24 protein-coding genes and 1 riboswitch are annotated in these 22,061 nt (G+C 47.7%); of the genes, 10 read left to right on the top strand and 14 right to left on the bottom strand.

Annotated features, from left to right (window positions below; all coding sequences use genetic code 11):
- Positions 1 to 40 precede the first annotated feature (40 nt).
- The 3 genes from ACJ2PR_RS23205 to ACJ2PR_RS23195 are packed head-to-tail and all read left to right on the top strand — an operon-like array spanning position 41 to position 2,229.
- Positions 41 to 280, top strand: a complete 240-nt coding sequence (locus tag ACJ2PR_RS23205; RefSeq protein WP_446860829.1) for a hypothetical protein — start codon at positions 41 to 43, stop codon at positions 278 to 280.
- Between the two features lie 25 nt (positions 281 to 305).
- The gene (locus ACJ2PR_RS23200; protein WP_446878737.1) at positions 306 to 1,661 is read left to right on the top strand and encodes a TIGR03279 family radical SAM protein; all 1,356 of its coding nucleotides are present in this window, start codon (positions 306 to 308) and stop codon (positions 1,659 to 1,661) included.
- Between the two features lie 37 nt (positions 1,662 to 1,698).
- Positions 1,699 to 2,229, top strand: coding sequence for a hypothetical protein (locus ACJ2PR_RS23195; protein ID WP_446878736.1), 531 nt, complete (start codon positions 1,699 to 1,701; stop codon positions 2,227 to 2,229).
- 273 nt (positions 2,230 to 2,502) lie between these two features.
- Here ACJ2PR_RS23195 and ACJ2PR_RS23190 read toward each other — a convergent pair whose 3' ends face one another.
- The 4 genes from ACJ2PR_RS23190 to ftsH4 all read right to left on the bottom strand — a co-directional run bounded on the left by ACJ2PR_RS23190 (position 2,503) and on the right by ftsH4 (position 6,858).
- Complete coding sequence (locus ACJ2PR_RS23190) at positions 2,503 to 3,954, bottom strand: SAM-dependent methyltransferase (protein ID WP_446878735.1); 1,452 nt, start codon at positions 3,952 to 3,954, stop codon at positions 2,503 to 2,505.
- Positions 3,935 to 4,291 (bottom strand): hypothetical protein, encoded by a 357-nt coding sequence (locus tag ACJ2PR_RS23185; protein ID WP_446878734.1) that lies wholly within the window; start codon positions 4,289 to 4,291, stop codon positions 3,935 to 3,937. The genes ACJ2PR_RS23190 and ACJ2PR_RS23185 overlap by 20 nt, the downstream gene beginning before the upstream one ends.
- 188 nt (positions 4,292 to 4,479) lie before the next feature.
- Positions 4,480 to 4,818: a hypothetical protein gene (locus ACJ2PR_RS23180; RefSeq protein WP_446860835.1), complete on the bottom strand. Its 339-nt coding sequence runs from the start codon at positions 4,816 to 4,818 to the stop codon at positions 4,480 to 4,482.
- Between the two features lie 183 nt (positions 4,819 to 5,001).
- The gene (gene ftsH4 / locus ACJ2PR_RS23175) at positions 5,002 to 6,858 is read right to left on the bottom strand and encodes an ATP-dependent zinc metalloprotease FtsH4 (RefSeq protein WP_446878733.1); all 1,857 of its coding nucleotides are present in this window, start codon (positions 6,856 to 6,858) and stop codon (positions 5,002 to 5,004) included.
- A gap of 280 nt (positions 6,859 to 7,138) precedes the next feature.
- Here ftsH4 and ACJ2PR_RS23170 point away from each other — a divergent pair, with 280 nt between their 5' ends.
- Together ACJ2PR_RS23170 and ACJ2PR_RS23165 are read left to right on the top strand one after the other, a co-directional pair.
- Positions 7,139 to 8,017, top strand: a complete 879-nt coding sequence (locus ACJ2PR_RS23170) for a phosphodiester glycosidase family protein (RefSeq protein ID WP_446878732.1) — start codon at positions 7,139 to 7,141, stop codon at positions 8,015 to 8,017.
- Positions 8,018 to 8,029: 12 nt separating this feature from the next.
- On the top strand, positions 8,030 to 8,641 hold the full coding sequence (locus ACJ2PR_RS23165) for a DNA-3-methyladenine glycosylase family protein (RefSeq protein ID WP_446860838.1): 612 nt from the start codon (positions 8,030 to 8,032) through the stop codon (positions 8,639 to 8,641).
- A gap of 70 nt (positions 8,642 to 8,711) precedes the next feature.
- On the opposite strand, the gene ACJ2PR_RS23160 is transcribed toward ACJ2PR_RS23165, so the two are convergent.
- Entirely contained in the window at positions 8,712 to 9,446 is a 735-nt protein-coding gene (locus tag ACJ2PR_RS23160; RefSeq protein WP_446878731.1) for a glutathione peroxidase, read from the bottom strand.
- A gap of 472 nt (positions 9,447 to 9,918) precedes the next feature.
- Between ACJ2PR_RS23160 and ACJ2PR_RS23155 the strand changes: the two genes are divergently transcribed.
- Together ACJ2PR_RS23155 and ACJ2PR_RS23150 are read left to right on the top strand one after the other, a co-directional pair.
- The gene (locus ACJ2PR_RS23155) at positions 9,919 to 10,986 is read left to right on the top strand and encodes a hypothetical protein (protein ID WP_446878730.1); all 1,068 of its coding nucleotides are present in this window, start codon (positions 9,919 to 9,921) and stop codon (positions 10,984 to 10,986) included.
- Positions 10,987 to 11,220: 234 nt separating this feature from the next.
- Positions 11,221 to 11,793 carry a TIGR04376 family protein gene (locus tag ACJ2PR_RS23150; protein WP_446860841.1) on the top strand — a complete coding sequence of 191 codons (573 nt, stop codon included), beginning with the start codon at positions 11,221 to 11,223 and terminating at the stop codon, positions 11,791 to 11,793.
- A gap of 284 nt (positions 11,794 to 12,077) precedes the next feature.
- Here ACJ2PR_RS23150 and ACJ2PR_RS23145 read toward each other — a convergent pair whose 3' ends face one another.
- A complete protein-coding gene (locus ACJ2PR_RS23145; RefSeq protein WP_446878729.1) occupies positions 12,078 to 12,449 on the bottom strand; it encodes a hypothetical protein in 372 nt (123 codons plus the stop codon).
- Between the two features lie 852 nt (positions 12,450 to 13,301).
- Between ACJ2PR_RS23145 and ACJ2PR_RS23140 the strand changes: the two genes are divergently transcribed.
- Both ACJ2PR_RS23140 and ACJ2PR_RS23135 read left to right on the top strand, forming a co-directional pair.
- A complete protein-coding gene (locus tag ACJ2PR_RS23140) occupies positions 13,302 to 13,577 on the top strand; it encodes a hypothetical protein (RefSeq protein WP_446878728.1) in 276 nt (91 codons plus the stop codon).
- Positions 13,578 to 13,588: 11 nt separating this feature from the next.
- Positions 13,589 to 13,945, top strand: a complete 357-nt coding sequence (locus tag ACJ2PR_RS23135; protein ID WP_446878727.1) for a clan AA aspartic protease — start codon at positions 13,589 to 13,591, stop codon at positions 13,943 to 13,945.
- 27 nt (positions 13,946 to 13,972) lie between these two features.
- Here the strand turns inward: ACJ2PR_RS23135 and ACJ2PR_RS23130 are convergent, their stop codons facing one another.
- The 8 genes from ACJ2PR_RS23130 to sat all read right to left on the bottom strand — a co-directional run bounded on the left by ACJ2PR_RS23130 (position 13,973) and on the right by sat (position 21,570).
- A complete protein-coding gene (locus ACJ2PR_RS23130) occupies positions 13,973 to 14,128 on the bottom strand; it encodes a hypothetical protein (RefSeq protein WP_446868285.1) in 156 nt (51 codons plus the stop codon).
- A 96-nt stretch (positions 14,129 to 14,224) separates the two neighbouring features.
- Positions 14,225 to 15,088, bottom strand: a complete 864-nt coding sequence (locus ACJ2PR_RS23125; protein ID WP_446860844.1) for an energy-coupling factor ABC transporter ATP-binding protein — start codon at positions 15,086 to 15,088, stop codon at positions 14,225 to 14,227.
- A complete protein-coding gene (cbiQ, locus tag ACJ2PR_RS23120) occupies positions 15,075 to 15,875 on the bottom strand; it encodes a cobalt ECF transporter T component CbiQ (protein ID WP_446878726.1) in 801 nt (266 codons plus the stop codon). Before cbiQ ends, ACJ2PR_RS23125 begins: the two co-directional genes overlap by 14 nt.
- Before the next feature lie 17 nt (positions 15,876 to 15,892).
- Positions 15,893 to 16,186 carry an energy-coupling factor ABC transporter substrate-binding protein gene (locus tag ACJ2PR_RS23115; RefSeq protein WP_446878725.1) on the bottom strand — a complete coding sequence of 98 codons (294 nt, stop codon included), beginning with the start codon at positions 16,184 to 16,186 and terminating at the stop codon, positions 15,893 to 15,895.
- Positions 16,186 to 16,941 (bottom strand): energy-coupling factor ABC transporter permease, encoded by a 756-nt coding sequence (locus ACJ2PR_RS23110; RefSeq protein ID WP_446868281.1) that lies wholly within the window; start codon positions 16,939 to 16,941, stop codon positions 16,186 to 16,188. Before ACJ2PR_RS23110 ends, ACJ2PR_RS23115 begins: the two co-directional genes overlap by 1 nt.
- Positions 16,942 to 16,958: 17 nt before the next feature.
- Positions 16,959 to 17,117: riboswitch (cobalamin riboswitch) on the bottom strand.
- A 126-nt stretch (positions 17,118 to 17,243) separates the two neighbouring features.
- A complete protein-coding gene (locus ACJ2PR_RS23105) occupies positions 17,244 to 17,984 on the bottom strand; it encodes a class I SAM-dependent methyltransferase (protein ID WP_446878724.1) in 741 nt (246 codons plus the stop codon).
- A gap of 35 nt (positions 17,985 to 18,019) precedes the next feature.
- On the bottom strand, positions 18,020 to 20,110 hold the full coding sequence (locus ACJ2PR_RS23100; protein ID WP_446878723.1) for a caspase family protein: 2,091 nt from the start codon (positions 20,108 to 20,110) through the stop codon (positions 18,020 to 18,022).
- 269 nt (positions 20,111 to 20,379) lie between these two features.
- A complete protein-coding gene (gene sat / locus ACJ2PR_RS23095; RefSeq protein WP_446878722.1) occupies positions 20,380 to 21,570 on the bottom strand; it encodes a sulfate adenylyltransferase in 1,191 nt (396 codons plus the stop codon).
- Between the two features lie 129 nt (positions 21,571 to 21,699).
- Between sat and ACJ2PR_RS23090 the strand changes: the two genes are divergently transcribed.
- Positions 21,700 to 21,909: a DUF2997 domain-containing protein gene (locus ACJ2PR_RS23090; RefSeq protein ID WP_446878721.1), complete on the top strand. Its 210-nt coding sequence runs from the start codon at positions 21,700 to 21,702 to the stop codon at positions 21,907 to 21,909.
- The last annotated feature ends 152 nt before the right edge of the window (positions 21,910 to 22,061 follow it).

Below are 22,061 nucleotides of genomic sequence, written 5' to 3'. Positions count from 1 at the left end.
TCAGGAGGCTTAGAATAAGAAAAGCACGGGTGAAAGGATCATGACCGAGCAATCCGACGACGACCAACGAAATTTTAGAGACAGAGACTTTCAGCAACAGGTTTTGGAGCGGCTGGATCAGCTATCTGATCGAGTTGATAAGCTGTCTAGTGATGGGGAACGGTTTAACGATCGCTTTAGTGACTATCAACAGGCGACTCAATGGGTCGTGCAACTGGCTTTTACGCTGATTGCGTCTGCGACGGTCACGGTCATTCTCACCACGGTTTTCAAACGCTGATTAGACATTTAGCTTCCCAACTTCCATGAGCGATTCTTCCATTCGTCCGGCTTTAATTACGGCTGTGTTGCCCAATTCGATCGCCGCAGAAATTGGCTTTGAGTCGGGCGATCGTCTGGTTTCGATCAACGGGCAAAAGCCGCGTGACTTGATCGATTATCAGTTTCTCTGTGCGGATGAAGTGCTGGATCTCGAAGTGCTGGACGCGAGTGGCAAAACTCATCAAGTCGAGATTGAGAAAGACTACGACGAAGATTTGGGGTTGGAGTTTGAAACGGCTTTGTTTGATGGCTTGATCCAGTGCAACAATCGCTGTCCGTTTTGCTTTATCGATCAGCAACCGCCTGGAATGCGGCAGACGTTGTATTTCAAAGATGACGATTATCGTCTGAGCTTTTTGTATGGCAGTTATTTGACGCTGACCAACTTGACGCAGCGAGAATGGGAGCGCATCGAACAAATGCGGCTGTCTCCCTTGTTTGTCTCAATCCACGCGACGGAAGCCCCTGTGAGAACCCGGTTGCTCAAGAACGATCGAGCGGGGCAAATTTTGGAGCAGTTGAAATGGTTTGACGATCGCGATTTACAGATTCATGCTCAGGTCGTGTTGTGCCCTGGAATTAATGATGGCGAGCATCTGACGCGCACGCTGTTGGATCTGGCGCAGTTTCACAGAGGGGAGATCCCGGCGATCGCTTCTGTAGCCGTGGTGCCTGTGGGATTGACGCGCTTTCGTCCTGATCAAGATGAGTTGATTCCGGTGACTCGCGAAAAGGCTCAAGAAGTGATTGCTCAAGTGCAGCAGCTTCAACAACAGTTCAAACAACAATATGGCTCGACGATCGTGTGGCTGGCAGATGAATGGTTTTTGATTGCGGGTCAGGCGTTGCCGCCGGAGTCCCATTACGAAGACTATCCGCAGATTGGTAATGGAGTGGGGTCGATTCGGCAATTTTTGAAAGAGTTTCAGTCACAGGCAAAACGGCTTCCTAAAAAGGTGTCTCCTCGTTCCTTTACATGGATTGTGGGCAACGCGGTCGAGCAAGCTTTTCAGCCGATCTTGAGCCGACTCAATCAGGTTCAAGGTCTGAGAGTGAAAATGGTGGCACTCAATAGTCAATATTGGGGTCAAACGATGACGGTGACGGGCTTACTGACTGGGCAGGATATTTTACAAGCGTTGCAGGGTCAGGAGTTACAGGATGGGATTCTGCTGCCTTCTTTGATGTTGAAGCATGGTGATACCGTGTTTTTAGATGACATGCGTGTTGAAGATCTCGAACAAAAACTCAACACCAAAATTTGGATCGTCCAGGGCCTTGATGGACTGATCGAAGCTTGTCAAACGTCTGGGGTGGAGAAAACAGCCGCTCCTTGCTAATCTGATTGGATGAACAATCGCCCTCACCCATTTCACCGTGGCTAAATCAACCAACAAAGCTTTAGAAGTCGAGGAAATTCAGCTTCCGGCGAATCTTGATCGTCAAGCAGAACGAGACTTAATTTTGGCGGCCATCGATAAATTTATTGAAGTCCGTAAGAGTGAATGGGGCGATTTGCGATCGCAGGTGGGCGAGTTTAATCCCTATGTGACGCGATATGACATGCTGCAAAAGTTTCGCAAAGCGATCGCTCAGGGCGAATTGTTGAGTCAGTTTCCTGAGTTGAGCGGCAGTCTGGTGGAGCGGGTCTTTCCGATTTGGCAAAAGTTGGCGAGCTTGGCAGTTGGGCAAGCGATCGCTTGGGGGCATCCCATTTCGCTAAAGTCAATTTACATTCAGCTTGATCACATCACCTGGGACGAGTTTTTGAGTGAACTGGCGCAAATTAACCAAACCGAATTTGAGTTGGTGCCGAGTCGGGTGAAAAATTGGATGGTGGGCGATCGACAAGTCGGAGCGCTAACGTTTCACCGAAACTTGGGCATTGACAATCACAAGGTAGATTAATTCATCTAATTTGTCGATCGCTCAACCGCCATCACTCAAAATCTAGGCTAACAAAGTAGAGGCTAGTCAACTGTTTAACGACAGGTATCCAAAAACTTTCAGTCTGATGGTTTTAACCTAATAGCTAATTTCGGCGTTGCTGAATCAGGGGATGAATTGCCCCACGGAGGGAACCCCAAGGTTCAAAGTCCCCCATTTTTGGGGGATTTAGGGGGCGGAAAGATTGACACTTCCCAACAGATTCATCCCTCCAATCAGCAACGCCCTAATTTCTTACAATTTTGAGGCTAGTCTTTCTGCTAAAGCAGGTAAGTTTAGACTGTTCAAGATGCTGGATTTAATTGGGCGTTTTTCATCCCAAAAGATCAAAGAGGAGTAAAAGTCTATTGCTGGCGAAGAAGTTAAAAGTGTAAGTGTTTGAGTAGCAACTTGTTCATCTTCAAAACTGAGAAAGTAAACGGTGTCGTCAAAAACAATTGGTTTGCCGTTCATTTGCCCAACCAACCGAAAGTCTAGTTTTTTGTAGAGTCCACATATTGCAATTTTCCAGGGCGCAAACGTGTACAAGCCAACTCCAAAGATAGAGAAACGAGAACTCTTCTGATGAATTTTGCTTTTTCTGTTCTCTAAATAGTCCGAATGAGTCTCTAAATAGTTCCAGGTTTTGGGAGCTAAAGTTTGGATATATTCAGTTGGCTCACCAACGAATCTTTGAGTGACCAAAACATAGCGATTAATGCTTTTTATGCGGTTTTGTGCAACATCAGAACCTTTGACTAAAGGAAACAGGCAAGTGTCTTCAATATCAACAACTTCCCCCAATCCATTCATAAATGCATTATCAACTTTACGAAATTCCATTACGCTTGAGCAATCGTGCTTGATGCCCGATCGCCATTTCGCTTCCCTCTTGGGATCATGTAGATTTTCTAATTGATCAAAAGAGCCTGTATCTCTAATTGGAATATTATTTCGATAACCTATCCGGTAGTGAGTATCCGCCTCAAGACTATTGAATACGTCACAGAAGTAGTTTTGTGAATCCAAGTCAAATTTACAGAATAGAAGACAAGCATCAACAGTTGCGTTGAAATATTTCTTTGCATCTATTTTGTAAGTTGAGCAGTAAGAAAGATTTGAATTTTTGGACTGAATATAATTTAATAGTTTTCTTGCAACAGAAGTCTTACATAGCATTGCAAGATAGGCATCCTGTTTCTGCAACCATTGGATAGCGTTAATCAACATCCACTCAGAAATGTCAAAATTGCTTTTACCTGTAATGGCATCCAAACCGTTGTGATTTTGAAAGTTAGTCTTTTTAGGTAAATTTCTGCTCCCAGTCATTCCTTGTTGAGAGTTAGTAACCCAGGGAAAGTTCCCCAATACCAGAATTTTTTCGCTACATTGAGTTTTCATCACTGAAGACCAATCAAACTCAAAGAAATCTCCTGGCTGAATTTGAATTCTTTTGTCTTGTAGCCGACTATTTTTTCTAATTTCTTGTAAATAGTTTTGGTTTCTCTCAACTCCGATGATTTTACTGGCTGATGGAAATAAATGTGCAGAAGCTTGAATAAAGTTACCAATGCCACAGGTTGGCTCGACAATAACGTCAGGGTTTACACCAAGCTCTAACAACTTATGACAAATTTTTTCAGCTAACTCTAATGGAGTTTGAAAGTCTCCATACTCTAATTTTGACTTAGAGACAACCTGAGTCATACAACCGCTCTATAAACAGCAACAACACCTTCTTCTTGCCCAGCCCGCTCAAGGACTCTCCCATATTGAAGCCGCCACTGCAAAGCATTGGAGTTTGAAAATCGGCTGTTCTCTCGGCAGTGACATAGATGGTGTGCAGAATACTTAAAGTTGCTGTGCGGATGGTGCTATTGTCTGACTTGTCATAGACAAAAACAAGTAGAGAATATCCAAGTCCAAAAATCTTTTGTCGTGCAGATTTGAAGGGGCATGACGACTGAGGTTGTCTGACGCTGGTTACTTTTACATCAACAAGCAAGCCTGTAAAATCAATACCACTGGCTGAATTACCCTCCAAAAACTCATATTTTCCCTTTAAGTAAAGCCTGAATTGTTCTAAATATGTTCCAATAGCTTTACCGTCTGTGACACCCTAGAGAATAGGCTCTGGATGCTGAGACTCGATCGCTGAGAAGCTTGCTGCTTCAGAGCATAAGGCTTGTACTGTTAAAATCGGCATCTGTGGAAGCACTTTATTTACGATCGCTACCGTTCATCTGTAGAAAAGTCAGCAGAATCTTCGTCGATCGCTTCCATCCGATGCTGATAATAGATTTCTAGGTCTTCAGGACTAATTCGATTTTTGGCTGGGTTAGAAAAGAAGGCTTTGACGCGAATGTAGAGGCGCAATCCCTCTGCTCCAGCATCTTCTCGTGTTGCCTCCTTAAAGTCTTCTGGAAAAGTCTCACTGACCTTGAGCCAAGCGTCTTGAAGAATTTGCTCGATCGCTTCGCTGGGTGCTTTGTCTAGTAAAGTTTCTAGCGCTTCTAGAACGTCGATCGTTTGGAGAATTTCGGGCGTAATTTCTGGTTGAGAATCCGACATTTTTGGCAGATGGATGATTAAAAGATAAATGGGTTTTGGAATAGCGCGAATGGCTGACTAATTCACTAATCACATTGTAGACAGCAGCAGGTCAAAGACTATCAGAGAGGGCAAAACAAAAGCGGAACCTCAATGAGAATTCCGCCTGCTTTTATTCAATTACTGATGCAATGACTGAGAAGACTAGGAGACAGCGACTTTGTTGACCTGACCTAAGAGTGCGTATAACTCTTCCCCTTCGATCACTTCAGTTTCGAGCAGCTTTTGGGCGATCGTTTCCAGCAACTCGCGATTTTGTTTGAGAATGTCTAAGGCGCGGTCGTGGGCTTGTTCCACAATTTCCTTGACTTCACTATCGATCGCTTTGGAGGTTTCTTCGCTGACGGCTCGACGCGGATTGGGCGATCCTCCCAAAAAGTTGGACTGTTGTTGCTGATAGGCAAGTGGGCCAAGCACTTTGCTCATGCCATAGGTGGTGACCATGCGTTCGGCTAAGTCAGTGGCTCGCTGCAAATCGTTTGAGGCTCCGGTGGTAATGCTGCCAAAGACGACTTCCTCGGCCGATCGTCCACCCAGCAATGTGGTGATTTCGCCGCGTAGTTCGTCTTCGTTCATTAAGAAGCGATCTTCGGTCGGAAGCTGCAACGTGTAACCTAGAGCTGCCATGCCACGAGGGACGATCGAGATCTTTTCGACCCGACCACTTCCTGGCATTGCGTAGCCGACCATCGCGTGACCGACTTCGTGATAGGCGACAATTTTCTTCTCAGTTTCGTTGAGAACGCGGCTCTTTTTCTCTAAGCCTGCTACGACGCGCTCGATCGCTTCGGCAAAGTCTTCTTGAGCGACGGTTGTGCGGCGGTTGCGAGCGGCGAGTAGGGCGGCTTCATTCACCAGGTTGGCCAGATCTGCGCCAGCGAATCCGGGGGTGCGAGTGGCGATCGCTTTCAGATTGACATCATCGCCCAGCTTGACTTTTTGAGAGTGAATCTTGAGAATGGCTTCCCGTCCTGACAGATCGGGGCGATCGACGAGTACCTGACGGTCAAAGCGACCTGGGCGCAACAGGGCTTGATCCAGCGTTTCGGGGCGGTTGGTGGCTGCCAGAACAATCACCGTCGCGTCGCCTGCGGCAAATCCATCCATTTCGGTGAGCAACTGGTTGAGGGTTTGTTCACGTTCGTCGTTGCCGCCGTAAAATCCGTTGCTGCTGCGGGACTTGCCGATCGCATCCAGTTCGTCAATAAACACGATGCAGGGTGCTTGCTTTTTGGCTTGATCAAACAGATCGCGAACTCTAGAGGAACCTACGCCTACAAACAGTTCGACGAATTCTGACCCAGAAATGCTGAAGAACGGTACGCCTGCCTCGCCTGCGACGGCTTTTGCCAAAAGGGTTTTACCCGTTCCAGGTGGCCCGACTAACAAGACACCTTTGGGAATTCTGGCACCAATTTGCAGAAATCGAGCGGGTGTTTTGAGAAAGTCAACGATTTCGACTAGCTCAGTTTTGGCTTCCTCAACGCCTGCTACGTCTGCAAACGTGATTTTGGCTGATTCGCCTTCGACATAAACTTTGGCTTTGCTCTTGCCGATCGACAGGGCCCCTTGAGGCCCACCACCGCCTCGCGCGATAAAGAATTGCCAAACCCCAATGAAGATTAAGGGAGGCAACACCCAGCTTAGAAGCGTCGTGAACCAACCATTTTTAGGCGGTGGCGTGGCTGCAAATTCGACCCCTTTTTCTTCGAGCAGTTTGGGCAATTCGAGATCAAAAATTGGTGTGGTCGAGAAGACTTGACCCGGCTGATCGGCTTCGCCTTTGACCTGATACCGAATCTGATTTTGACCGACAGAAACGCGATCGACTTCCCCTTCTTGCACTTGATGAATAAACAAGCTGTAGGGAACGCCCGGAACCTGTGGCCCAAACAAGTTGGGTAACAATAGATTTGCGAGGAGAAACAACCCAGAAACGCCCAGCAAAATGTTGCCAATCAGACGTGGACGAGACGGAGTTGGGTTTTCTTTGATGCTCATGGTGTGACCAATCCTTGTAATTTTAGACTTGGCATTTAGAGGAATCTTTCAAAGTTATGTCGATCGAGAGAGTCAAAACATGTACCAGAAGATCTAATCCAAAGTCCAAAACGGTTCAAAGTGAACTTTTATTTATGTAACTAAACTTAACATCTTGGCAACTGGGACGGTTAGCGCTCAGGCTTCGGTTTACCGTACTCAAAGCAGTGTGAATGGTAGATTTAGAATTTTGCAGTTTGATTTTAGCAGGCTGATCTGAAGGGCAAGTGAAGAGGCGAATATGAGAAAAGTTTGGCAAATTGGATTGGCTTTAGTTGGATTAAGTTTGTCGATCGCCTTCGTATTTTGTTCTTCGTTCCCATCTGCTCAGGTTCCGATTTCTATGTCAAGCTCGGTTTCTCAAACGATTCAATATGAATCACGGTCGTTTTCTCACAGCGTCGTTCATATTGTCAAAATTCCGTTGCAAAATCAATTTGAGGTGATGCCTGTTTTATCAAATGCTACCGAAACGATCGAACAGTTTGCCCAACGAGAAGGCGCAATTGCAGTCATCAACGGCGGATATTTTGACCCTCAAAACCAGCGATCGACTTCTCATATCATTCTCAAAGGGCAAGTGGTGGCTAATCCTCAAGAGAACGATCGCTTGATCAACAATCCAACACTCAAGCCTTATTTGGAGAGGATTTTGAATCGATCGGAGTTTCGGCACTATCAATGTGATCAACCGATTCGATATGCATTTGCGCTGCATCGTGACCCGATTCCATCCGGGTGTCAGCTAAAAAGTTCGATTGGTGGTGGCCCACGTTTGTTGCCAAGACTCACTGCTGAGTCAGAAGCCTTCATCGATCCGAGTAATGGACGTGACCCGATCGGCATCAATCAATGGAATGCAAGAAGCGCGATCGGGTTGACTGACACTGCGATCGTTTGGGTAATGGTGGCTCAGACTGCCTCACCTGATTCGGGAATGTCACTGATAGAACTCGCCAACCTGATGAAAAGTCTAGGAGTCAAAACGGCGATGAATCTGGATGGTGGCAGTTCGTCATCGCTGTATTATCGAGGCAAAACCATTAACGGTAAGGTCGATGAAACCGGGAATCGAGTGAAGAGATCAGTTAAATCAGCCTTGATCATCAAACAAAAATAATCAAACTAAAAAATGGACTATACGATCGCGCTTGCTCATCTCAAACAGTCTGATCCAATCTTGGCAAATCTGATTGATCAAATTGGGGATTGCACATTAGATCAGGCGCAACAGTCGGGTGATTTATTGTTTTCGTTGTCACGATCGATCATCTCACAACAACTGTCTACAAAAGCCGCAAAAGCAATTCACACCCGGTTTTTAGCCTTGTATTCTGGAGTGCCGACCGCAGAGGCGATTCTCAACACATCAGACGAGGATTTACGAAGTGTAGGATTGTCTCGATCGAAGACACTCTACATCAAAGATCTCGCCCAACAAACACTAAACGGATTGCCAACGATATCAGAATTAGCAACGCTGGAGGATGAAGCGATCGTTGAGCAACTTACCCAAATCAAAGGCATCGGTCGGTGGACAGTGCAAATGCTGCTGATCTTCAGACTCCATCGCTGGGATGTATTGCCCGTTGACGATTTAGGAATCCGCTCAGGCATCCGTCGCGCCTACAATCTAACCGACCTACCCAACTCAAAAGCGATCGCTCAACTCGGACAGCCGTGGCAGCCTTATCGAACGATCGCTTCCTGGTACTTATGGCGCAGCTTAGAACTGAAGGAATGAACAACAGGCAATGAAATTCAAATGATGGAATGAAAAGGTTAAACGGCGATCGCTCATCCCTCATCCCTTCTTACACCGCTCCCAAATAAGCCGCCAACTCCTCAGATCCGCCGACCAGCTTGCCATCAATAAAGACTTGAGGAACCGTCGCCGCGCCCGTCATCGCCCGGACAGAACGACTCGTCACATCGCGACCCAACACAATCTCCTCATAGTCCATGCCGCGATCTTGCAGCATCGCTTTAGCCCGCGCACAGAAAGGACAACCCACTTTTGCAAATAGAGAAACCAGCTTGGGTTTTTGCGCCTGATCGTTGATATAACTCAGCATCGTCTCTGCATCAGACACCACAAACGGATCGCCCGGCTCTTCTGGCTCAATAAACATCTTCTCGATCAGACCATCTCTGACCAACATCGAATAGCGCCACGATCGCTTGCCAAACCCCAAATCATGTTTGTCTACCAATAGGCCCATCCCTTCAGTAAATTCACCATTGCCATCAGGAATCAGCGTCACATGGTCGGCTTCTTGATCTTTAGCCCATTCATTCATCACAAACGTATCGTTGACTGACATGCAAACAATGTCATGAACCCCATTGGCTTTGAAAACTTTGGCCAGTTCGTTATATCCCGGCAGGTGTGTAGAGGAGCAGGTCGGCGTGAAGGCACCAGGCAGCGAAAAGACAACAACGGTCTTCCCCCCAAACAATTCTTCTGTTGTGATGTCTACCCACTGGTTGTCTTTGCGGGTGTGAAATGTAGCGCTGGGAACGCGCTGTCCTTCTCGGTTAGGCAACATAGGTAAGCTCCTCGATTAGTGAATTAATCAAAGCGTACTCGTAATGAGTATGAGTTGTCAAGCCAAAGGGCTTCTACTTCTTCTTTAAAAAGCCTCTTTTTGGAGAAGACGAATCGAAAACAACTCCACCTCACAAGCAAGCTCACCCAAAAGTAACACTGTTTTTCTTGGTTACTGAGAATCGGGTTGATTTAATATCACATGTAATCTCAGTAAGCAGTTTCTAGAACCGTGGGTGTCATTTCTGGAGGAATGATAATTTTTGCGGAAGTGCTGCAAGCGTTGACTTTTGGGGTATCATCTCTCGATACTTCACTTTTAGGTGCTCTCTACCTAAAGATAGATTCGTGAGTGGGATTGAGCGCTTTAATTAGATTTGCGCGATCGAGAAAAATGATCAGACCGTGACAGATACAGAAGTTCAAGGGTGCAGTCAGCCAATTATCCGTTTTGATCGACTCTCATAAAAACCATGCCTCAAGATGTCACCAGCCAAAAATCGCTTCTAGATGCTCAGTCCTGGGAACAAACCGAAGCTCTACCAGAGCCATTTCAGGTCGATTCTTTTGCCGATCGCTTGATGGATGATCTGTTTGATGATGTTGAGCGACTGTTAGAGGGTGCTGTTCCGCCTGCGACTCCCGTTTCGGTCGAAGCGCCTGTCAAACGCAAACTAGAAATTGCCCCGCCGCCTCTCTCTTCAGGGCTGTTGAGCGCTCCCAGCTTTCCTCAATGGAAGCCAAAAATCGACACTGACGATCTGGCACTCCCCGAACTGGGCGAACTCACCAAAACTAAACCTCCCGAACCTCGTCGCAGCACCTTCGATCGCCTCCTGATAGTTGCCTGTTCAACCTCTGCGATCGCGGCTTTAGCGATCTGGTCAATTCAACAAGGCGTTCCGGGTCGAATTTTATCTGCGTTGACCTCCGCCCCGGCTCCTACAACGGTGGCTCAAGCGCCTCAGCCTGTCGATACGAATGCTCAGTTTTCTGCCTATGTGCAGCGATCGTTGGAGGCAATCGATCGCAAAGCGACTACAGGTAAGTCAGAAGGACTGCCCACTGCTCCTTATAATGGCGGGATGCCGACGGTGCCAGTGCCCAAAAATCAGCCTCCGGCAAGGTCTTCGACAACATTACCCAGAGCGCCGATCACGATTAATATGCCTGCTGCTCCGGCGGCCAGTGTGCCTGACAATTCTCGCAATCGTGAGCTAAATCAGATTTTGACGCGGCTGGCTAGTGTGTTAGAGCGACTTTCTCCGACAGCGAATCGTCCGGTGAGCGTTCAACCTGCGGCTCCGATCGTGCCTCAATCAGAAGCGACTGGCCCTCAGCGAACGATGGTGGGCGTGTTAGAAGGGGCTGACCCCTCGAAATCAGTTGTTTTGTTTGAGATGAATGGGGTGACTCAGCGCTACTACATTGGTGAAAGCATCGGGTCGAGCGGTTGGAGTTTGGTGGAAGTGTCCAAACAATATGCGACTGTGCGACGCAATGGGCAGGTGAGAACGCTTTCTACAGGACAAAAGCTTTAGGGTAGCGATCGGCTTTTGGGATCAAGAATTAAATAGCGCGTAATTCTGGCTGACGGTTCAAACCGTTCTTACAAGCGCAAAATCTGGCTTCGTAGACTAGACGATTTTTAAGCGCGAAGACAAGTTTTGTTTGGGTCGCCGTGAATTGATTCCCTGGGTTCATTTAATTCACGATCCTTAGCGATTAGACTAGGGAAAAACCTAGAAGCCACTTGCGATCGGGAGCCTTAAATCATGGGTCTGTTTGACGATTTTAGTCAGTTTCTTGAAGCTCGACTTGATGAGTTTTTGCGTAACAATCCGCATCTTGAGTTGCAGGCGCTCGAAGAAAAGCTGCGTGATCAAGAGCAGGAAACGCGGCGGCTGATGGCAGACCTTCAGTTAAAAGAGAAACAGCTTCAAGAAGAGATTTTGACTACGGCGCAAGAGATTCAGCGCTGGCACATTCGTATTGAGAAAGCCAAAGCAGGCGGGCGGATGGATCTTGCGGAACCTGCTCAAGCTCATGAGGCGGCTTTGCTACGAGAAGGCAACCAGAAATGGGGACAGATGGAAATGCTCAAGGAGCGGCTCAAGCAAACGGAAGCGCTACAGCAAAAAATTCAGAAGCGCCGTCAAGAAGTCCAAACGGAACTTACACAAGCTCAGACGGCCCGTGCGGCTCAAACCGAACAACGCTGGGCGGTCAATGGCTGGAATCAAAGTACGAACCATATTCATAACTCAGCTGATCCGCTAGAGCAGCAGTTTACCCGCTGGGAAGCTCAAGAAGAGTTGAATCAGATGAAGCGAAAAATGGGCAAGTGAGGGCTGTTGAGATTTTTGGCACAACGATAAAAAACGAGGGATGAACAGATAAATGAGTTCTCAATCATCCCTCTTATTTAGCGTCAGTTCGATGAACGCTTCGCTTTTAGATCCAGGAACGCCCCCTAAATCCCCCACGAGTGAGGGACTTTGAACCAGAATTCCTCTCTGAAAGTCCCCCAAAATTGGGGGGTTGGGGGGCAGGAGCCGTGAACAACGAAGCGGAAAAACTCTCATCGAATTCACGTTTATTTAGAGTGTGAATCAGGTTCGCGATCGACTCCCTAAAGTTGAATTGTCTTTTTGTCGTGCAATTCCTCCAGGTGGATGAGTGAACTGTCGCCGATGACGATATTGAACTTCACTAAAGAACGTTGGGCTTGATATCCTGCTAACACGCGAATGATTTGATATTCAGTCGTCAAGTCGCTGGTGCCATCCCATTTGAGAATTGCCAGTTTTGTCGAGGCAATTTCACTCAGTTGTTCAACAAATTCTTCAACGAAATCGATCACATCGGGAAGAATGCCAGAGGACATCAAGATTAGTCGCTCTTGCAAATCCAATGTGACCATAACCCGATAGCGTCTAACGGATGAACATTGCAACTCAAAGCTAAACGAAACCGAGTCAGGAAGGGGTTTCCTAACGGCCATGTTTTTATCCTCTCTATTTAGTGCAAAATTTAGTGCAAAGAGGACGGGAACGCTGACGGCTCAAACGTTCCCCCGTTGTATGAAGTGTATGCAGGATCTTGATTCCAACCTTTCAAGATCCCATCGCAAAGCAGACGTAGTACAATCATGAACGCCTCCGAAGTTAGTACAATTAACTTAGGTGGAAGTCCTCGGAGGTCTGATCTGGTTCATCAGATTTCCGGGGCGTGACATCCACCTGCGGACATCTTACACAGATTTTTGATTTTTTGGAAGACTGAATTTTTTGAGAAGTGTGAATTGACTTTTGGCGATCGAATGACGAGGAACCTCAGTCCGTAACATCAAAATACAACCTTGCAACTAAGCATCAGGGTTCTGAAACTAAGGAAGCGCTTTCGGCAACTCGATCACACAAAGCTGAAATTAAGGAGACGCGATCGGCAACTCGATTACACAAAGCTGAAATTAAGGAAACGCTTTTGTTAAGTCGATTACACGAAGCTGAAACTAAAGAAGCGCGGTCGGCAACTCGATCACACAAAGCTGAAATTAAGGAAGTGCGATCGTCAACTCGATTTTGGCTTGAGACAGATTAGTTGACACAGCTATCCGAGATGCTGCTATAGCGCTTAGGAAGAACGTTAACGAAGCTCAACTTGATAGTGTACTGACCAACCTGCCAACCGCAGCCCGTGACTTCTGGTGCCCATAGTTGTCATTGTTATTAGAAAAGTGTGAGCGCATTGTAGTAGCAACAGTTAGTGAGCGATCGCCGCCTAACAATAGGCTCTGAGGTAGACGATTGCTTAGGTTAAAATTCAGGAGTAATGTTGCAACGAGGTCAAGGCAATGACAGTTCGCCAACCCCGCTACAGTAAAGAGGAATTCGCTCGACGTGGCGACGAGATTTATGAATCTCAAGTGCGTTCTCAAGTTGAGGAAGGTAATCATGGCAAGATTGTGGCGATCGACATCGAAACTGGAGCCTTTGAAGTGGCAGACACGACGATCGAAGCGACCGATCGCCTTTATGAGCGTGTGCCCGATGCACAGCCTTGGGTAATTCGGATTGGACATCGCACCGTTTATCGGTTTGGTTCGCGGAGCCTGAAGAAGCCAGTATGATGCAAGGTTTCGTGAATCAAAGTTGTGAAGCGATCATTCCGGTGGTTGTTGGTCATAGCAGAGCACGTCAGCAAATGGTTCAGGTAGTGGTCGATACAGGCTTTACCGGATTTTTGTCGCTCCCATTATCTATCATTGAGTCGCTGGAATTGCCTTGGATATTCCGCGATTCCGCAACGTTGGGCGATGGTAGTGAAGTTCTTTTTGATATGTATCGCGCCTCTGTCATCTGGCATGGACAATATCAAGTTGTGGATGTGGCAGCATCAGAGGCAGAGCCGCTTATCGGCATGAGTTTGCTGTATGGCTCTAAACTTCAAATTGAAGCAGTTGAGGGCGGCATTGTGGCGATTGAAACCATGATGTAGTTAATGGTCATTTCGTTGAGGCAAGGTCTAACAATGCTGTTGGAGCAGCGGAAAGAGTCTTCTCGCTTCGTTGATAGTTCTTTCGTCGTCGCGCAACAGAACCGTTAACTGGCTAAGTTTAGGGGTAGAGAATGGCGGTAAGTCAATAATTCGACATTGCATGGGGTGCGATCGCAGTGCCATATCCAACTTTCAATGACTGCGGATGGTGGTTGATACTAATAATGTGTTTGAAAGTTCCACCAAACAGGGCGGTGCTTCAGTGATTTTTGTGAATCGTTATTCATATCGAAGCACTTCTAAAATGCGGTTTCGCAACGGTTCAACAATTCTCTCTTGTAGTGATTTAGGTTCTTGAGACAAGGCTTCTGTCACCTGCTCTAAAACCTTAAATACTAGAGGAATTTCTAATTGAAGCTGGTTGAGAGTGTCGCGTTGAGCAAATACATGCTGAGGCGTTCCTTCTAAAATGAGTTGCCCTTTGTTGAGGATAAAAATCCAGTCGGCCCAACAGTAGGCTAAATCTAAATCGTGAGTGGCCATGACGATCGTCGTTCCCCTTTGGTGAATCTGACGTAGTTTTGCCATCAGATCGCGGGTTTGACGTGGGTCGAGGTAGGCCGTTGGCTCGTCTAACAGCAATAGTTCTGGCTCAAGCACCATGACATCGGCGAGAGAAACGCGCTTTTTTTGCCCCAAACTTAAGTGATGAACGGGACGGGCGGCCAGTTCAGTAAGGTTGAAAGCGGCGATCGCATCCCCAACTTTTTGAATCACGTCTGCATCTGGCAAACCTAAATTACACAACCCATACGAGATATCTTCTTCAACAGTAGAGGCCACTAGCTGCTGTTCGGGATCTTGAAAAACTAGCCCGACTTTTTGACGAAGATTGAGCAAAGAGGAGCGACCCCTTGCGGGTAACTCGAAGCGATCGTAGCGAAGCGGTGAACCTTGCCAATGAATTCGTCCTTTTTGGGGTTTGTAGAGTCCGTTTGCTAAGAGAAACAGCGTGGTTTTGCCGCAGCCATTTTGACCAATTAAGGCACAGCGTTTGCCCGACGGAATGCGTAACGTGAGATTCTCAAGGGCGGGTTGATCACTACCAGGATAGGTGTAGCCAACTTGCTCAAATAGAAGCATAGTGCCATCCCGTGAGCATGACTAAGATGACACACCCTAACAATGCCTCAAAGCTGTAACGTTTGGAGGGGTAATAACGCCGCGAGTGACATACCCGAAACTCTCCAGTAAAGCCACGGGATTCTAACGCGAGAGAGCCTTGACGATAGTTTTCTAAGGTACGACGAAGGAGTTGCCCAATTAGCAGCCCCAGACTTTTGATCCAAAGTTTTCGAGTATTGTAGCCGTTGCGCGATCGCTGCGCCATCCAAATCTCATTCGCCGTGCGTAACAACACAAAGATAAATCTGTACATCAACATCAAGAGATCAACTAATAATACAGGGCACTCAACGCGACGCAGAATGTCTAGAACTTCAGTAAAGGGAATGGTAAACATGACAAAATAAATACAGGCAGTAGAGGCGATCGTTCGTGCCCCTAATTCACTGATCTGCTGCATTCCTTGATGGCTTAGATAAACAAAATGATTACCTAAAGCAAAACCCTGCCAGATGTCTGTTTGCACAAAAGATAAATTAGATAATGCAACGCTATTGATAACAAATGCTGGCAAACTCGTAAGCAAAAATCCAACAGGAATGGAAAGAAGCCGCAAATAGATTGAGACTGGAATTTTGGCATAAACGACAATCCAGATGCTCACCCAAGCAGTAATAAGGATCTGTATGGGAGTAGAAGTGCAATAGGTAATCGACAAAAGCACGATCGCAAACAGCAACTTTTGACTCGGTGGCAAGTGGCGTAGTCGATTGGTGTAAGCGATCGTATCAATTTGCAGGGTCATGTTTGGCAGAATACAGGCTATTGATCATCCTTGCGCTGCTGCGATCGACCTTTGTATAAGCCCAGAATGTAACCTGTGATGCCTGCCCCGATCGCCGCTTGAGCTGCAAATAAGAAAGTTTGCACTTCGGGGCCAGAATCCTTGAGCACAGGCTGAAACCAGGGTTTGTAGTCCGGTCGAATCTCTTGAATTGCAGTTGAATTGTGACCGTCGGTTGCTCCAAACTCTCTGCCCTGGAGAACTAACAAAGGGCCAAGCGATAAAACAACTACGCCGATGAGTAATAGCCAGTTCGATCGTTTATTCATCATTATTGTGGTTCTCTTAATGCTTTCAGGGTTTGCAGTTCTTGTTCTCCATAATGCTGTAGCCAGTTCCAAACTAGTACCGTGAGCAACCCTTCAGTCACGGCTAGGGGAACTTGGGTAATGGCAAAAATACCTGCAAACTTGAGAAATGACGCAATAAAGCCACCTTGCACAGCAGGAAATGCTAATGCAAGTTGTACGGCGGTTACCAGATACGTGATCAAATTTGCCAACGCCGCGGCTAAAAAGATTGCAACCTTTTGATACCCAGTTCGCAATACAAGATGGTAGGTGAAATAGGCCACGTAAGGACCCACGATCGCCATCGACACCATATTTGCACCCAGCGTTGTCAAGCCTCCATGCGCCAGCAACAACGCCTGAAAGAGCAAGATTAATCCCCCCAGCACAGACATCACGGAAGGGCCAAACAAAATTGCGCCCAGCCCAGTCCCCGTCGGGTGAGAACAGCTTCCCGTCACCGAAGGAATTTTGAGCGCTGACAAGACGAAGGTGAATGCGCCTGATAATGCCAGCAGTAGTTTGAGTTCGGGGTTTTGTTGAGTAATGCGGGTGAGCGATCGTAGCCCCAGCAAAAAGAACGGCAGCGCGACCGCCCACCAAAAGATTGCCCACCACACAGGCAAAAACCCTTCTGAAATGTGCATCGCGTAAGCAGGACTTGCTGAAGCTAGAAAAAGATAGCAACTTAAGCCAGCCATCAATCCCAGGCTGACCCATTTTCGACGTGTCTTCATCCTGTACCTCGCAGATAAGACGATGGGCGCGATCGGCAGGCATTCTGGCTCAAGAGTAGATTGATGAACGAATCAAAACTCTCTTACAGTTGCGGGACAGCGGTAGAATCACACTACACTTTCCCTGTTTCCTCCGACGGCTGCTCCCCGTCAGAACCGATACGTGGAATTTAGCATACTGGATCAAAAGCAAATTAGAAAGGAATTTGCCTCGATCGTTACACTGCGGTTTTCGCAACAGTCTGGCTGGCGGTTCAAACCGCGCCTACAAGAACGACTCATAGCAATTTACTCAGTGACAGTCAGGCTAACTTTGGCTTCTCGAAGATCATTAAATGCTGCTGAGGTAAACCGTTTCTAGTTTCCTGATAGATTAATCCGACTTCTGCCATTTCTTTTTTGACTTGTGCTTGCGTCATTTTGTGCAGCGCTTTGATCAAAATTAAAGGATTCTCATCGCGATATTCAACAAGCGCCACTTTTCCTCCGGGTTTTAAGGACTTGACGATCGCCGCCATCATCTCTTGGGGATACTCAAATTCATGATATGCATCGACCATCAACGCCACATCAACACTGTTTTCGGGCAGATTGGGATTGGTGACACTGCTCAAAATAGGCTCGACGTTGGCAATGTGTTTTTTGGCTTTGAGGTCGTTGAGAATCTCGATCATTTCGGGCTGAATGTCTACTGCAAACACCTTGCCCTGAGACAGACGAGGCGCAATCCGAAAGCTAAAATAACCCGTCCCTGCACCAATGTCGGCAACCACATCGGTCGGTTTGAGATCGAGGGCAGTGATCACTTTTTGCGGTTGTTCTTCGCCCGATCGTCGGGGACGCTCTAACCAACCTGCACCTTCGTGACCCATCACCTGAGCAATTTCACGATCGAGATAAAATTTACCAATGCCATCAGAACTATGCTGCAATCGTTCTTCGTACACAGATGTATCGGCTAAAACAACGCTAGGCGCATCGACCCAACAATGCAGCGTGAATAGAACCAGCAATACAACACGCAAAACTTTTTGAATGAACATGAGTACTTTTCTCAAACAACTTGTCAAACCACTTGTCAAACAACTTGATAGACAAACCGAAAGGTCGCCCACTCATTGATATCGAGCAGATAACTTTCGATCGCTCCTACCGTCTTCTCAGCATTCTGACTCGCTTGATGCAGGTCTTTGAGAATCGCTTGGGCCACTTCTAAAGGTCGCTCAATAGAGCGAATTCCTGACTGTGAGGGCGACTGCACCAGGCTTTGAGTTTGGCTAAAGGGCATACGGCTACAAATTAGGTGAGTTTCGGCAAGCCCGATCGGACTGCGAACCGTCCATTCCAGCGTCGGCACCGTCAGCACCGTTTTGGGAGAAACCGCCGCCTCATCTGCCCAAATCACAAACGACTGACCGCTATTATCCAACCCCAACAACACAAAATAAAGCGGCTGATCTCCCTGATTTTCGAGGCGATATTGCAGGGAAGTGCCGATCGCCAGCGTCAAGCGTTTGCCTTCTTGAGCGCCTGCATTGGAAACCATTCCTTGAGAAATACGAGCCGTCTTTTGCTGGATCAAAACCCGCTCTAAAGAAGACTTCTCAATCAATTCTGCTTGAATTCCCAACGTCTGCGATCGCGTATTTACCGTCAGATTCAACAATTTTGCGGCGAGTAACCGTTGCAGGTGAGGCACCAATCGTTTGACGGCTAGCTTGACCGCTTCGCCCGATTCTCCACTGGTGTTGGCGATCGCCACTTGTCCCTGCGAAAACAACCCATACCCCGAAGGCGGCACTACTCCGGAGATCGGCGCGGTCGGCAAAGCGGCCACCTGAGTCGTCTCGCGCACTTTACCAAACAAAAAATCTGCCGCCTGCTCCCCCGCAATCACGGCTGACACGGAGGAAATCGCCGAAAACGCACTCACCGCATCGACTCGTTCAATTCGCTCTAGGCTGCTCTCGATCGCCACCGTCAGCCCCAGATTGTGAGGAATGATTCGTACCGCTTCTTGTACCCATTGCCCGACCTGAAGGGGAGCCGCAGAATTTTCGCTTTGAATTTTTGCCTTTGCGGTCAGCCCGTCTTTGGCGTAAATCTGGAGGCGAGTCCCGGTCGAAACCGTCAATAGAGCCTGGGTGCCTTGTTCGAGTTGAGCGGGTAAACTTGCTAACCAAACTTGAGCAACGGTGTCCTCGATCGCGGTGATCACTCCATCTGCCCCCGCATCGGATAACTGAATGTGATAAGGCTTTAAGGGACGATCGCGGCTTTTCTGACCTGCTAGATTGGGCTGTTGAGTATCCACTCGCCCGATCGCTTCGGCTGTTTGAGTCAGACTAAATCGCAGGGTTGTCGCGGGCGTTGAATGCCAGAGTTGTTGCGTTAAATAGTAAGTAAACAGTCCCGCACTAAAGCCATTCCATCGAGCTTCGCTGGCTGTTTGGGAAGCAGTTGCCGCCGTCAACACTACACCTGGAATTTGACCCGATCGTCGCTGTACACCCACCTGAGCGCGATCCAGACTCAACGCCGCCAAACGTTGTTCTTGAAACGCCAATTCTGCATCATCTAATCGAGCCATCGGCAAACTGGGACGCGATCGCACCCGCAAATTTCCTAAAAGGTTCATACCCGAATAGACATAACCTGCATCCAGAACTGTTGTCACCTGGTCAGTTGACAATGATTTGAGCAAGAGTAACAGCGTTTCTTCGGTTAGTCCGATCGCAGATTCATCAAAAGCGGGTTCGTCACTGGTGATTAACTGAGTTTGTGACTCTTCGATCGTCGTTCCCGTATTGATCAAATTCCCATAGCCACTAAAGTGAAAAACGACCACATCGCCCGACTTAGCCTGATTGATCAAATGTTGAGTGAAGGCGGTCTCAATGTGCGATCGTGTCGCCTGCTGATCGGTCAAAACCAACACATCTGAGGGATGAAACCGAAAGCGATGAATCAAGAGTTCTCGTTGCAGTTCGACATCAGTTAGACAGCCATTGAGACTTGCGCCCCGATATTGATTGATGCCTACCAGCAGCGCCAATCGACGAGTTGTAGGCTGTGCCAGCACTTGAGAATAGCGATCGGGTGCGACCGTCAGGCCGCCCAGTCCTGCCAAAAGTAGTCCCGTCTGTTGTAAGAACGATCGTCGTTTCATGTCAACGCTCCAGCCCTGCTAACAGCGTAACAGGAGGGATGAGGGATGAAGTCTAAATCTAGTGTAGGGTAGTACCTTCGTGAATATCATGGCCCTGAGCAACCCCGGAGGATTGCCCCTACAACCAATTACAACTCACTCAGCAAGGACAAACATCAACCGAAATCGAACCCAGAACCGCCTCCTAACAAAACCCCCTTTCATCCCTCATCCCTCATCCCTCATCCCTCATCCCTCATCCCTCATCCCTCATCCCTTCGTCCCTTCTTCTAAATTCCATCTCCCCAAACTTCCGTCGGCACCTTCATCGCTCGTGCAAGTTCTGCGGCCACTTCGGGGCGAGAAAATTCGGGCGGGGGCAATTCTCCTCGGCGCAGCATTTCTCTCACTTTGGTGCCAGAGAGGTGAACTCGCTCATCAGGACTGCTAGGGCTAGTTTTGCTGGTGGCCATTCCCTGGGTGCGTTTGCAGTAGAAGGCATGTTCAAACTTCATCGGCGTGATCCCTAACGCCAGCGGATCAAACTCGTCAAAAATATACTGAGCATCATAAGTGCCGTAATAATCACCAACGCCAGCGTGATCACGTCCCACAATAAAGTGAGTACAGCCATAATTCTTTCTGAGAATGGCATGAAATACCGCTTCACGAGGGCCCGCGTAACGCATCGCAGACGGATTGATCGCCAAAATTACCCGATCTTTGGGAAAGTAATGTTCCAGCATGATCTCGTAGCAGCGCATCCGAATCTCAGCAGAAATATCATCGTCCTTTGTCACACCTACCAACGGATGAAGAAACAGCCCATCTACCGTTTCTAAAGCACATTTTTGAATGTATTCGTGAGCGCGGTGAATGGGATTGCGAGTTTGAAAGGCAACGATCGTTTTCCAGCCTTTTTCTCGAAACAGCGTGCGGGAGTCGATCGGGTCAATCTGATAAGTCGGAAAATAAGGATGAGCGTCTCGTTGCAGCATCCAAATCGGCCCGGCTAGATAGACTGCTCCTTGCTTATAAACCACTGCGACACCGGGATGTTTTTCTTCGTTGGTGCGGTAGACGTGCAGGGCTTCGTGGAGTTTGTCGTAGGTGTATTTTTCTGTGAGTTCCAAAACGCCGATAAACCGACCCGCTGCATCATCCAGGCGCACCAGACTACCTGCTTTGAGCGGCGCGGCAACATCTTCGGTAACAGGCAGCGTCACTGGAATCGCCCAGGGCAAGCCGTTAGAAAGGTGCATTTCGTTGACGACGCGATCGTAGTCTGCCTGCCCCATAAACCCAGTGAGCGGACTAAACCCACCAATGGCAATCAAAACCAGATCAGAAGCGGCACGTTCATCAAGTTGGACTCTAGGTAGATGGTCAGCTTTTGACAGGAATTCTTCTTTTTGGGCGGGGCTGGCAATGCGGTTGATCAGTTGCCCACCGTGGGGAGCAATGACATCAGAGTAACTCATAATGAATGTAGGGACGTGAAAGAATCTCCCCCTTCTCAGTCAGAAAAAGGGTCTTAATTGAGGTTACCAGGATTACGATCGAGAAACATGCTTTAGCGTTGAGAAGACAATTAGCGTTGAGAAGACACAATGGCAGATTATCAGAAGATCGAGTATCGAATTGGCAAAGATGGCAAAATTGTTGAAACGGTTCTCAATGCGTCGGGAGGGAGTTGTACGTCAACTACAGCAGGACTTGAGCAGGCATTAGGCAAAGTCGAGTCTCAGGAATTTTTACCCGACTATTATCAGACCGAAGAAGAGACGATCGCAGAAACCGTGGAGAGCGATCGCACTTAAAATCATGAATCCAATAAGTCTTATTACTTCGGTTGCAAATCCAGGTTGCCTCCCAAAGCTCTCATATTTGTCGTGCAACGCCTCCAAGTGAATAAACCTCTAAATCTGTAAATGACGATCGACCACGACCAAAACTTCAAAGAACTGATCTC

Source organism: Phormidesmis sp. 146-33, assembly GCF_052939515.1.
The sequence above is the reverse complement of the archived record's forward strand: the minus strand, read 5'-3'. Positions and strand labels throughout refer to the sequence as shown.